Source organism: Amycolatopsis sp. NPDC004079 (genome assembly GCF_040610415.1).
In the GTDB taxonomy this organism is placed as follows: Bacteria; Actinomycetota; Actinomycetes; order Mycobacteriales; family Pseudonocardiaceae; genus Amycolatopsis; species Amycolatopsis halotolerans.
The window spans coordinates 612-12,776 of the sequence record NZ_JBEXMH010000124.1 but is presented as its reverse complement, the minus strand read 5'-3'; the positions used below and the strand labels follow the sequence as shown (position 1 = coordinate 12,776).

Here is a 12,165-nt window from a genome sequence, read left to right as displayed (position 1 = left end):
TGACCCAGCTGTCCGTGAAGGGCTCCTTGAGGGAATCAGATTCCCTCAAGGAGCCCTTCACGGCTTTTCGGCGGCTCAGTCCAGCTGGGGTGCGACTTCGGAGGCCACGAACTCGATGTGGTCCAGGTCGGACAGGTCGAGCACCTGCAGGTACAGCCGGGTGATCCCGGTCTTCTCCCGCCACTGCCCGATCCGGTCCACGATCTCCGCCGCGGTCCCGGCCAGGCCGTTGGCCCGCAGTTCGTCGGTCTCCCGGCCGATCGCGGAGGCCCGGCGCGCGACCTCGGCCTCGTCCCGGCCCGCCGCCAGCACGAGCGCGACCGAACGCAGGATTTCCTTGGGGTTGCGGCCGATCGCCTCCGCCGCCGCGTCCACGCGCTCGAACTGCGCGAGCGCGGTTTCGGCGTCCACGAACGGCAGGTTGAACTCGTCGGCGTACTGCGCGGCCAGCGCCGGGGTGCGCTTCTTGCCGCCGCCGCCGATGATCACCGGCGGCGCGGGCGACTGCGCGGGCTTCGGCAGCGCGGGCGAATCGGCGAACGTGTAGTAGTCGCCGGAGTAGGAGAACGTCTCCCCCGCCGGGGTCTTCCACAGGCCGGTGATCACCGCGAGCTGCTCGGCGTAGCGGTCGAAGCGTTCCTTGAGCGGCGGCAGGGTGAGGCCGTAGGCGGTGTGCTCGTCGTCGTACCAGCCGGTGCCGATGCCGAATTCCACGCGCCCGCCGGACATCTGGTCCACCTGCGCGACCGAGATCGCGAGCGGGCCGGGGTGGCGGAAAGTGGCCGCGGTGACGAGCGTGCCGAGCCGGACCCGCTCGGTCTCGCGGGCGAGGCCGGCGAGGGTGATCCACGCGTCGGTCGGCCCGGGAAGGCCGTCCGCGCTGCCCATCTTGAGGTAGTGGTCGCTGCGGAAGAACGCGTCGTAGCCCGCGGCCTCAGTGGTCCGCGCGACCCGCAGCAGGTCGTCGTAGCTCGCCCCCTGCTGGGGTTCGGTGAAGATCCTCAAGTCCATGTCCGCCAGCCTAACGGCGAACCGCTCAGCCTGCGGCGGGCCGCTCCTGGTCGGCTGCCGGACGGCGCAGCCGGAACAGCATCCGCATGATGACGTCCTCGATCTCGGCCCCGACCTTCTTCGGGTCGGCCGCGCCCGCGATCTCGGTGGCCGCGCTCGACAGCGCGCCGAACAGCAGCCGCGCGGTCAGGTCGACCGGCACCGGCTCCACCTCGCCCGCGTCCACGAGCAGCTGAAGCCCGGACCGCACGAGCCCGAAGCTGGACTGCTCCTCGGCCTCGCGCCAGCGCTCCCAGCCCATCACGACCGGACCCTCGTGGATGGCGATCCGCTGGTACGACGGGTCGAGGCAGCTGCGGATGAACGCCTGCAGCCCGCCCATCGCGCGCTCCCACGGCTCGCCGTCGCCGGTCATGATCTTCTGCAGCCGGTCGTAGACCAGGCTTTCCACCTGTTCGAAAGCGGCTTCGAAGAGCGCCTGCTTTCCGCTGAAATGGTGGTACAGCGCGCCTTTCGTGACGCGAGCGCGTTTGGCGACCTCGTCGAGCGAGGTACCCGCGTATCCGCGTTTCGTGAACAGTTCGACCGCGCTGTCGACCAGGGCGGAACGGGTCGACTCGGAGTAGTCGAGTCGTCGGGACCTCATTGTCGGCACGCTCACAACCTTACGCCGGGGCCTGGCGGACCATACCCGTGGTATGTTGGCTGCGTCAGGTCCGTACCGGGAGTATGCCGCAGACCGGCAGTATGACCCGGGTCACGGAAGGGGAGCCACAACCATGAGCTGGACCGACTTCTACCGGCGGCGAGAGATCCTCGATGCCGCTGTCCGCCAGGCGAGGCGCGCACCGCAAGCGCCGCTTTCGCTGGCCGAAATCCCGGGTGCCGCCGACGAGTTCGGCACCGAAGAGAACCTGTTGCTGGCACTGCAGTACAAGTGGACGCAGCTGCTCAGCGGCTACCTGCGCGCCGAGTTCGCCGATCCCGACGAGGCGGACGTGCCCGGCGACCAGGTCGACGCCGTCACCCGCGCGTGGCGGCAGGCACAGCACGACCACGAAGACCTGCGTGCGGTGCTGGACGGCGCTTTGGAGCGCTGCCCCGCGCTGGAACCGTTGCACCGCATCGAACTGCACACGCTGGCGCTCACCGCCGGACTCGCCGAACCGGGCGAACCGGCCGACGAGATCGTCAAGGTCGGGCGGACGCTCGACGCGCTGCTGCGCGCGGGCGACGCGGGCCCGGTCCGCAGGCGCGGCCCGGTCGGGCATCTGATGCGCCTGCTCGCGCCGAGTGCCTGAGGTGTAGTTAGCTGACCCGATGAACGAACGCTGGACCGAGGCCCGGATCCCCGACCAGAGCGGCCGGACCGTCCTGATCACCGGAGCGAACTCCGGCCTCGGCCTGCGTTCGGCGGAAGTCCTTGCCGCACACGGCGCCCGCGTGCTGCTCGGCTGCCGCTCGCCCGAGCGCGGCGAAACCGCGCTCAACCAGGTCCGCGCCGCGGCTTCGGGCACCAAACCCGAACTCGTCCGCGTGGACCTCGCCGACCTGGCGTCCGTCCGGGACGCCGCCGCGGCCGTGCGCGAACTCACCGGCGACTCGCTGGACGTGCTGATGAACAACGCCGGCGTCATGGCCACCGCACAAGGCCGCACCGCGGACGGTTTCGAGCTGCAATTCGGCACGAACCACCTCGGACACGCCGCGCTGACGTGGCTGCTGATGCCCGCCCTGCGCGGCGCACCCGCAGGCCGCGTCGTCACCCTGTCCAGCGTCGCCGCCTTCGGCGCGCACCTGCACCTGGACGACCCGAACGCCGAACACCGCCCGTACCGCGCGGCGGCCGCGTACGGCCAGGCGAAACTGTCGAACCAGGCCTTCGGCATCGAGCTGGACCGACGCCTCCGCGCCGCGGATTCCACTGTGCTCAGTGTGCTGGCGCATCCCGGCTACAGCGCGACCGGCCTGACCACGAACATGGCGAGCTCGTACCAGAATCCCTTGATACGCACGACACTTCGGGAAGTCGGCAAGCTCGGCGGAATGCTGCTGGCCCAACGCGTCGAACGCGGCGCGCTGCCGCAGCTGTACGCCGCGACCGCTCCCGGCATCGAAGGCGGCGACTACATCGGACCGGTCTTCGTCGCGCGCGGACGCCCGACGAAGGTGCGGACCCTGGCACCCGCCCGGAACCCGGAAGCCGGGACCACATTGTGGGAGCTGACCGCGGAGCTGACCGGCGTCACTCCCGATCCGCGCTGAGTTCCAGCAGCGGCAACACGATCCGGAAGCACGCACCCTCGCCCACGGCGGTCTCCAGTTCGAGCTCGCCGTCGTGCGCCCGCGTCAGGGAACGGGCGATCGCCAGCCCGAGACCCGCGTCCGCCCCTGCCGTCCTGGCCCGGGAACGGTCCGCGCGGTAGAACCGGTCGAAGACCCGTTTCGCTTGCGCCGCAGTCATTCCCGGGCCTTCGTCAGCCACCTCCAGCACCGCCCGGCCGTCCGCGGTCCCGACCCCGACGCGGACCGCGGTGCCCGGCGGAGTGTGCGCGACGGCGTTGCCGACGAGGTTGGTGACGACCTGCCGAAGCCGCGCCTCGTCGCCGTGCACCGGAGCCGGGCCGGGCGTGACCTCGCCGCCGGGACCGGTCAGTTCGATCGGCCGCGACGGGTCGAGCGCGCGCAACGAGTGCCGGGCGTCGCCGGCGAGCGTGCGCAGGTCCATCGGCGCGCGGTCGAGCTGCGCTTCCGGAGCTTCGTCAAGCTGGGCAAGCAAAAGCAGGTCCTCGGTGAGTGCGGCGAGCCGGACCGCTTCCCGGTCGATCCGGTGCATGGCCTCGTCCACATCGGACTGTTCGGCGAGCGCGCCCATCCGGTACAGCTCGGCGGTGCCCTTGATCCCGAAAAGCGGCGTGCGCAGTTCGTGGCTGACGTCCGCGACGAAGGTCCGCATCCGCGCCTCGGAGGCGGTTCGGTCGGCGAAGGCGCGCTCAAGCTGTCCGAGCATGGTGTTGAGCGACACCGCCAAGCGCCCGATTTCCGTTCCTGGCGCGGCGATCCCGGGCACCCGGCGGCTGAGGTCGCCACCGGCGATCGCCGCCGCGGTGTGCTCGATCCGGCGCAACGGACGCAATCCGCCGCGAAGCGCGAACCAGCCGGCACCGGTGAGCAGCACGAGCAGCGCGGAGCCGGTCAGCACGCTGCTGAGCCGCAGGCGGGAGATCAGGGCGTCCGCCTCGGCGAGCGGAGCCGCCGCGATCACGGTCCCGCCCGGCGCCGGCGCCGCGACCGCGCGCCAGCGCTCCGAACCGGCCCGCAGGTCCGCTGGCGCGCCGTGCACCGGGAGCGACCGCAGATCCTCGGGCGAGGGCAGGGTTTCCGCCGCCAGCCGCGACGAATGGATCCCGCCGGTCACCGCGCCGTTCGCGTCCAGATAGAGCACGTACGGGGCGCCGATGAGGTCCAGCGCCGGATCGAGCGACTTCGTCCTGGGGTCGCCGGCGGGCAGCCCGCCGGACGGCACGCGCGCGATCAGTTCGGTGAAACCGCGCAGCTGGGTGTCGATCCGGTCGAGCTGGTAGCGCTCCAAGCTGTCCGACACGACTGCGCTGATCAGAGTGAGCCCGGCCAGCAACAGACCCGCGGTGATCAGCAGAAGCCGGGTGCGCAACGACATCCGGCGCAGCGGATGCCTCACCGCCGCGGTTCCCGCATCACGTAACCGACGCCGTGCACGGTGTGGATCAGCTTGGGCTCGCCGGTGTCGACCTTGCGTCGCACATAGGAGATGTACGTGTCGACGATGCTGGCGTCGCCGCCGAAGTCGTACTGCCACACCCGGTCGAGGATCTGCGCCTTCGACACCACGCGCCCGGCGTTCTCCATCAGGTACCGCAACAGCCGGAATTCGGTGGCGGAGACGCGGACCGGCTGTCCGGCCCGCGTGACCTGGTGGCCTTCCGCGTCGAGCACCAGCTCGCCCACCGTCACCACCTCCTGATGTCCTTGCGTGCGCCGGAGGATCGCGCGGATGCGGGCGATCAGCTCCTCCAGGTCAAACGGTTTGGTGACGTAGTCGTCGGCGCCCAGCGAGAGACCGGCCACCTTGTCCGCCTGCCGGTCGCGGGCGGTGAGGAAGAGCACCGGCACCGGCCCGCTCCGGCCGGGCCGGTGCCGTTCGCGCAAGCGCCGGGCGACCTCGAAACCGTCCGCGTCCGGCAGCATCACGTCGAGCAGCACCAGGTCAGGCGGCTCCCCGTCGGCCGCGGCGACCGCTTCGCCCGCGGTCGCCGCGGAACTCACCTCGAACCCGGCGAACCGCAGCGCCGCGGACAGCAGCTCCCGCACGGTCGCCTCGTCGTCGACCACCAGCAGACGCGCGGGCGTCATCACTGCCATGGAAGCCAGCGTACGGAGACCGCGGTCACACGTCCCGCCGCCGGAAGGCCGCGAAAGCCGCCGCCAGCACCACAACCACTCCGGCGTACAGACCGGCGAGGTTGAGCCACGGGTCCGGGTACGCCGGATCGAGCTTGACGGAGAAGATCGCCGCCGCGCCCTTGGACGGCCAGAACGTGAACAGCCACTGCATCCAGTCCGGGAAGACGCCCGCGACCGCGGGCACCAGCAGCACGATGCCGACGAGCGCGGCCAACGCGCCCGCGGTCGCCCGGATCAGCGTGCCGAGGCCGACCGCGAGCAGCGCGATCGCGGCGAGGTACAGCCCGCCGCCCGCCACGGCCCCGAACACGCCGGGATCGCCGAGGCTCGCGTGCGGCAACTGTTGTCCGGCGAGAAACCCTTGCCCGATCAGGAAAGCGGCGAACATCAGCACCTGCCCGGCCACGACGGCGACCGCGGCGGCGAGCACCACTTTCGCCGCGAGCAGCCGCGACCGCCGCGGCGTTGCCGTGAGCGACGACTGAATCAGGCCGGTCGCGTACTCCGACGTGACGACGAGAACACCCAGCACCCCGATGATCAGCTGCGCGATGATGAAGGACTTGAGGCTGAGGCCGGTCGGGTCCCAAGCCGCGCGTTCCGCGGCCGTCGCCTTGGCGTACTCGGCACCCGCCGAAGCTGTCGCCAGCGCGGTAATGCCGATCCCGGCGACGAACAGGCCGCCCACGGTGTACCAGGTGGAACGCAGACTGCGGAGCTTGATCCACTCCGACCGGAGGGTTCCGGAGATCATCATGCCGCAGCCCCCTGGTACTCGACGCTGTCCTCGGTGAGCGCAAGGAACGCGTCCTCGAGCGAAACCTGCTGCGGTGTGAGCTCGCTGAGCGCGATCCCGTGGTAGGCGGCCAGTTTTCCGACCTCGTCGCTGGTCAGGCCAGACACGATCAGCGCACGCCCGGCACCGTCCCGCACAGTGGCCCCGGCGGCGAGCAGATGCCGCGTGAACCCGTCCGGATCGGAGGTGCGGACGAGCACCGTCCCCTCCGGACCGGCCAACTCGTGGGTCGTGGTGTCGGCGAGCAGCTTTCCCCGGCCGATGACCACCAGATGGTCGGCGGTCTGCGCCATCTCGCTCATGAGATGGCTGGACACCAGGACCGCACGGCCTTCGCGGGCGAGCGAGCGCATGAAGTGCCGGATCCAGCGGATGCCCTCGGGGTCGAGGCCGTTCACCGGTTCGTCGAAAATCAGCACCCGGGGATCGCCGAGCAGCGCGGCCGCGAGCCCGAGCCGCTGCCGCATCCCGAGCGAAAACCCGCCTGCGCTCCGTCCGGCCACGCTCTCCAGGCCGGTCCGGGCAAGAACTTCGTCGACCCTTCGCAGGGGAAGCCGATTGCTCGCCGCGAGCGCGAGCAGATGGTCGCGCGCCTTGCGGGCCCCGTGCACCGCACCCGCGTCGAGCAGCGCGCCGACCTCGGTGAGCGGAACCGGCAAGTCCCGGTAACGCAGCCCGCCGATCGTCACCGACCCGCGGGACGGCGCGGCGAGACCGGTGATCATCTTGAGGGTCGTGGACTTGCCCGCCCCGTTCGGCCCGAGGAATCCGGTGACCTGCCCGGGCTCGACGGTGAACGACAGGTCGTCCACCACGGTGTCGGGCCCGTACCGTTTCGTGAGCCCGCGTACTTCGATCGCTGTCATGCCGGCGAGCGTGCCGGGGCGGTCCGGGGGAATCCGGAGAGCTTCTGGGAGAACCCTGTGCGTTCCGGCTGTCCCGGGGGTTGATCGGGCCCGGTTCACAGGAAAACCCCGGCGTAGGGTGGAGCCCGTGAGTGCTGCACCGGAGGGACGGAAGTTGTTGCGGCTTGAGGTGCGCAACAGCGAGACCCCGATCGAGAAGAAGCCGTCGTGGATCAAGACCCGGGTGCGAATGGGTCCCGAATTCACCGAACTCAAAGGCCTGGTGCGCCGCGAAGGCCTCCACACCGTCTGCGAAGAGGCGGGTTGTCCCAACATCTACGAATGCTGGGAAGACCGCGAAGCAACGTTCCTGATCGGCGGCGACCAGTGCACCCGGCGCTGTGACTTCTGCCAGATCGACACCGGCAAGCCTGCCGCGCTGGACCGCACCGAGCCCCGCAAGGTCGCCGAATCGGTGCAGGCCATGGGCTTGCGGTACTCGACGATCACCGGCGTCGCCCGCGACGACCTCGCCGACGGCGGCGCCTGGCTGTACGCCGAGACCGTCCGCCAGATCCACGCGTTGAACCCCGGCACCGGCGTCGAGCTGCTGATCCCGGACTTCAACGCCGAGCCCGACCAACTGGCCGAAGTATTCGGTTCCCGCCCCGAGGTGCTGGCGCACAACGTGGAGACCGTGCCGCGCATCTTCAAGCGGATCCGCCCCGGCTTCCGCTACGCGCGGTCGCTGGACGTCATTACCCAGGCCCGCGCGGCCGGACTCGTGACGAAGTCCAACCTGATCCTCGGCATGGGCGAAACCCCGGACGAGGTCAGCGTCGCGCTGCGGGAGCTCTTCGACGCGGGCTGCGAGATCATCACGATCACCCAATACCTGCGCCCCTCGCCGCGACACCACCCGGTCGACCGCTGGGTCAAGCCGGAGGAGTTCGTGGAGCACGCGAAAACCGCTGAAGCTATCGGGTTCCCTGGTGTGATGGCGGGGCCGCTGGTCCGCTCGTCCTACCGCGCCGGACGGCTCTACGCCCAGACCAAGGCCCACCGCGGCGAGGACCTGCCGGAAAACCTGGCCCACCTCACCGCCGAAGGACCGGCCGCGCAGGAAGCCAGCAGCCTGCTGTCCCGCTGACCCCCGTTCACCGAAGGGCCCCGGTTACGCACCGGGGCCCTTGTGCTGTCCCCCGAACGTGGCACCCAATTCCCAAGAGTCAGTAAAGTGATGGTGTGGCTTTAGTAACGGACCTCCTCGACTGGTTGCAGGCACTCCCCCAACCGGGTCTCGTCGCGGCAGCCGGCGGGCTCGTGTTCGCCGAGTGCACGATCGGCCTGGGCTTCATCGCCCCCGGCGAATCAGGCCTGCTGATCGCGGCGACCACGGCGACGTCCGTGCCCCGCTTCCTGACCCTGTGGGCGGTAGTCACCGTCTGCGCGGCACTGGGCGATTCGGTCGGCTACGTCCTCGGCCGGAAGTTCGGACCGCGCTTGCGGGAGACGAAGCTCATCCGCAAATACGGTCTGGATGCCTGGGACCGAGCCACCGGCGTCCTCGAACGCCGAGGCGCGTGGGCGGTCTTCTTCGCGCGGTTCCTGCCCGTGCTGCGCACCCTGACGCCAGCCGCCGCGGGAGCCTCGAACCTGCCGTTCCGCAAATTCCTCCCCGCGACCGCGGCTGGCGCGTTCTGCTGGTCGCTGGTGCACATCAGCCTCGGTGCGGCGCTCGGAGAGGCGGCCAAGCAGGTCGAGAGCGCGATGAACACCGGATTCCTGGTGGTGGCCGCGCTGGTGGTGGGGGTGCTGGTGTTCTTCTTGCTGCGATTGAAGAAACGCAAGGCACTGGGTGTGTCGGAGGCTGCGGGTTCTCCGGACGAACAGCCAGAGGAGCCTGCTCGCACCGGCAGCTAGTTCGCCGCGTCCGGCCGACGGCCTGGCCGTGCCGGGCAGCGCGCGGGCGGGCGGGCGGGCGGGCAAGCCGAGTTTCTCCACTGCCTGGCCGTGCCGGGCAGCCGAGTTTTCGCCACTGCCTGGTCGTGCGAGGCAGTGCGGGCGGGCAAGCCGAGTTTTCTCCACCCGCGCTGCCCGGCTCGCCGCTGCCTGCACTAGCCCACCCAGTCGGCTGGCCACCCCATCTGCCCGCCCAGCTCACCAGCCCTCCCGGCTTCCGGGCGGAACCAGCCGGGCTGCCACGCCCCCGTCGCCGGGCGCATCCGCCGATCCGCGTCGCGCACGGCCTGCCCGCCTGGCCGGCCAACGCATGCGTCCGCCCCATTCACCCGCGCCTTCCCGCGCCCGGCCCAGGCGAGCCACGTTCCTCATCCACCCGCCCCGCGACCGCCCGCCCAGCCCGTCAGCGAGCGAAGCGGCGAACCTCACTCACCCAACCCCCGCCCCAGACCCGAAGTCACCCACCCGAGGTCCCGTTCGCGAATTAGATTCGACCGTATGCAGGCACTAGACCTCCCGAAGCCGGTCGCGTTCGTTCTCGGCGGGGGCGGCAGCCTCGGCGCGTTGCAGGTGGGCATGCTCCAGGCCCTCGACGAAGCGGGCATCACGCCGGATCTGGCGGTCGGCACGTCCGTCGGCTCGCTGAACGCCGCGGTGCTCTCCTTGCCCGGCGACGACCGGCTCGGGCGGCTTCGCGACATCTGGGCGCACATGACCAAAGCCGAGGCCTTCCCCGGCGGCGTGCTCAGCCAGGTCCGGACGCTCCGGCACAGCAAAACCCACCTCTTCCCCAACACCGGCCTCGCCAAAATCATCGACGATCACCTCGGCGCGGGCAGCCGGTTCGAGGACATGGCGCTGCCGCTGGGCGTCGTCACCACCGACGTCGACACCGCCGAGCCGGTTCTGCTCACCTCGGGCCCACTGCAGGCACCGCTCCTGGCGAGCTGTGCGATCCCCGGCATCTACCCGCCGGTGCCGCACGAGGACCGGCTCCTCTACGACGGCGGCCTGGTCGCCAATGTCCCGATGCGACAGGCGTTGAGCATGGGCGCGAAGTCGCTGGTCGTCCTCGACTGCGCGTTCCCCGGCAAAATGCCCGGCGCGCCGCGGACGTTCGCCGAGGTCATGATGTTCACCGCGATGATCAGCATGCGCAATCAGGCCGTCCTGGAAGCGCCGGCCGCGGCCCGGAAGGTGCCGGTCGTCTACCTGCCAGGCCCGGCACCGGTTCAGGTGAGCCCGCTGGACTTCACCCGCACCGACGACCTGGCGTCGCAGGCCTACCGCTCCGCGCGGGACCATCTGAAGGAACTCGCCGTCGACGGCCCCGGCCTGTACGGGGCCCCCGGATTGCTTCGGCCCTGACCGCGAGGCGGCCGGAAATCGCGAGAGTGATCCGCGTCACCCCAATGCACCGATCCACCGGTCAGGGCGTCTTTCCGATCGCGTAGTTTTGCAGTTGAACCCTGCCGGTCCGCGACCCTCACAAAAGAGACATAATGTTCCCGAAGAAGACATTTTTTCCGGTTGCCGGAATTCTCGCGGCGACCTTGCTGCTTTCCGCCTGTTCCTCCGGGGACGGCGGCAGCGACGCTGGCACGCCCGGTGCGCCGGGCGGGTCGAGCCAGACCGCGACACCGGCTTCGGTGTCGATCGAACCGGCCAACGCGTCCGCGATCAGCCCGAGCACGCCCATCGTCGTGAAGGCGGCGAACGGGAAGCTCACGGACGTCACGGTCACGAGTGCCAAAGGCAAACCCGTCGCGGGCGAGTTCGCGGCGGACAAGCTCAGCTGGACGACCACCGAGGTCCTCGGCTACGGCGGCACCTACCAGGTGAAGGCGCATGCCCAAGGCGCGGACGGGAAATCCGTCGAACAGCAGGGCCAGGTCACCACGCTGTCGCCGAAGAAGCAGGCGAACGCGAACCTCATCCCGGCCCCCGGCGCGGTCAAGAGCACCGGCGTCGGAGTGGGACAGCCGATCGTGTTCAGCTTCGGGACCGCCGTGAAGAACAAGGCGGCCGTGGAGAAGGCGCTCACGGTCGAGTCGTCGCCGAAGCAAGAAGGCAGCTGGTATTGGATGGACGACAAGAACGTCCACTACCGGCCGAAGGAATACTGGAAACCGGGCACCACGCTCACCGTCACCGCGAAGATTTACGGCGTCGATTTCGGAAATGGCGTGTACGGAGCGGACGATCGCACCGAAACGTACAAGGTGCACGATTCGTGGATCGCGAAAGCCGATGGCAACAGCGAGCAGATGCAGATCTTCCACAACGGTTCGATGGTGAAGTCGATGCCGATCTCGATGGGCAAGGACGCGACGCCCACGCACCTCGGCCCGCACGTCATCTCGGACAAGCAGGCGAACTACACGATGGACTCCTGCACGTACGGCGTGTGCCCGCCGGACCCGAAGGCGTACCGCTCGAACGAGAAGTTCTCGCAGCGCATCTCGAACGACGGCGAGTTCGTCCACGAGAACCCGAACAGCGTCGGGCAGCAGGGCAGCTCGAACGTCTCGCACGGCTGCATCAACCTGAACGCCGCCAACGCCGAGTGGTTCTTCAACAACTTCGGCCTCGGCGACGTCGTAGAGGTCACCAACTCGGGCGGCCCGCAGCTGCCGGTGTGGGACCTGTACGGCGACTGGTCCAAGTCCTGGACCGACTGGCAGAAGGGCTCGGCCCAGTAAGACCAGCGGCCAGAACGGGGACCGGGTTCGGTTCGACTGAGCGGTTCGACAGAGAGAGGTGCCGGAGCTTCGTGCTCCGGCACCTTTTTCGTTGCCCGGGAACAGGATCGACGGGACCAGGTTCGCTGGGTGGCCTCGGGAGCGGGCGCGGGTGGCTGCGGCCAAGCCGCCTGGCCTTCGGCGGCCCCAGCTGATCCGGGTGATTCCGGCCGCCCCGGTTGACCCAGTTAGCCCGGCTGGCTCAGCTGGCTCGGCCGATCCGGCTTGTCCGGCGCTGGCCTGGGGTCCTCGCCGCCCGCCGCGGCTTCGGGCTTCGGGCTTCGGGCTTCGGGCTTCGGGCTTCGGGCTTCGGGCTTCGGGCTTCGGGCTTCGGGCTTCGGGCTTCGGGCTTCGGGCTTCGGGCTTA

General features: G+C 69.9%; 12 protein-coding genes. 6 read left to right on the top strand and 6 right to left on the bottom strand.

The genetic code is table 11. The features are described 5' to 3' along the window. Window positions 1-75 precede the first annotated feature (75 nt). Together ABZX37_RS48135 and ABZX37_RS48130 are read right to left on the bottom strand one after the other, a co-directional pair. The gene (locus tag ABZX37_RS48135; protein WP_354751053.1) at window positions 76-1,011 is read right to left on the bottom strand and encodes an LLM class F420-dependent oxidoreductase; all 936 of its coding nucleotides are present in this window, start codon (window positions 1,009-1,011) and stop codon (window positions 76-78) included. 25 nt (window positions 1,012-1,036) lie between these two features. Further along, window positions 1,037-1,657: a TetR/AcrR family transcriptional regulator gene (locus tag ABZX37_RS48130; protein ID WP_354751052.1), complete on the bottom strand. Its 621-nt coding sequence runs from the start codon at window positions 1,655-1,657 to the stop codon at window positions 1,037-1,039. 133 nt (window positions 1,658-1,790) lie between these two features. Here ABZX37_RS48130 and ABZX37_RS48125 point away from each other — a divergent pair, with 133 nt between their 5' ends. Then, window positions 1,791-2,312 carry a hypothetical protein gene (locus tag ABZX37_RS48125; protein ID WP_354751051.1) on the top strand — a complete coding sequence of 174 codons (522 nt, stop codon included), beginning with the start codon at window positions 1,791-1,793 and terminating at the stop codon, window positions 2,310-2,312. Between the two features lie 19 nt (window positions 2,313-2,331). Beyond that, window positions 2,332-3,276: an oxidoreductase gene (locus tag ABZX37_RS48120; protein ID WP_354751050.1), complete on the top strand. Its 945-nt coding sequence runs from the start codon at window positions 2,332-2,334 to the stop codon at window positions 3,274-3,276. Here ABZX37_RS48120 and ABZX37_RS48115 read toward each other — a convergent pair. From ABZX37_RS48115 to ABZX37_RS48100, 4 genes are read right to left on the bottom strand one after another with little or no spacing between them, the layout of a single operon-like run. Continuing rightward, window positions 3,257-4,690 (bottom strand): HAMP domain-containing sensor histidine kinase, encoded by a 1,434-nt coding sequence (locus ABZX37_RS48115; RefSeq protein ID WP_354751049.1) that lies wholly within the window; start codon window positions 4,688-4,690, stop codon window positions 3,257-3,259. The two genes, ABZX37_RS48120 and ABZX37_RS48115, sit on opposite strands and share 20 nt — an antisense overlap. Window positions 4,691-4,707: 17 nt before the next feature. Continuing rightward, window positions 4,708-5,403: a response regulator transcription factor gene (locus ABZX37_RS48110; protein WP_354751054.1), complete on the bottom strand. Its 696-nt coding sequence runs from the start codon at window positions 5,401-5,403 to the stop codon at window positions 4,708-4,710. Between the two features lie 34 nt (window positions 5,404-5,437). Then, window positions 5,438-6,211: an ABC transporter permease gene (locus ABZX37_RS48105; protein WP_354751048.1), complete on the bottom strand. Its 774-nt coding sequence runs from the start codon at window positions 6,209-6,211 to the stop codon at window positions 5,438-5,440. Continuing rightward, on the bottom strand, window positions 6,208-7,116 hold the full coding sequence (locus ABZX37_RS48100; protein ID WP_354751047.1) for an ATP-binding cassette domain-containing protein: 909 nt from the start codon (window positions 7,114-7,116) through the stop codon (window positions 6,208-6,210). Before ABZX37_RS48100 ends, ABZX37_RS48105 begins: the two co-directional genes overlap by 4 nt. A gap of 127 nt (window positions 7,117-7,243) precedes the next feature. Here ABZX37_RS48100 and lipA point away from each other — a divergent pair, with 127 nt between their 5' ends. The 4 genes from lipA to ABZX37_RS48080 all read left to right on the top strand — a co-directional run bounded on the left by lipA (window position 7,244) and on the right by ABZX37_RS48080 (window position 11,759). Further along, a complete protein-coding gene (lipA, locus tag ABZX37_RS48095) occupies window positions 7,244-8,245 on the top strand; it encodes a lipoyl synthase (RefSeq protein WP_354751046.1) in 1,002 nt (333 codons plus the stop codon). Between the two features lie 95 nt (window positions 8,246-8,340). Further along, the gene (locus ABZX37_RS48090) at window positions 8,341-9,018 is read left to right on the top strand and encodes a DedA family protein (RefSeq protein ID WP_354751045.1); all 678 of its coding nucleotides are present in this window, start codon (window positions 8,341-8,343) and stop codon (window positions 9,016-9,018) included. A 537-nt stretch (window positions 9,019-9,555) separates the two neighbouring features. After that, window positions 9,556-10,425, top strand: a complete 870-nt coding sequence (locus ABZX37_RS48085; protein WP_354751044.1) for a patatin-like phospholipase family protein — start codon at window positions 9,556-9,558, stop codon at window positions 10,423-10,425. Window positions 10,426-10,559: 134 nt separating this feature from the next. Further along, window positions 10,560-11,759 (top strand): Ig-like domain-containing protein, encoded by a 1,200-nt coding sequence (locus ABZX37_RS48080; protein ID WP_354751043.1) that lies wholly within the window; start codon window positions 10,560-10,562, stop codon window positions 11,757-11,759. The last annotated feature ends 406 nt before the right edge of the window (window positions 11,760-12,165 follow it).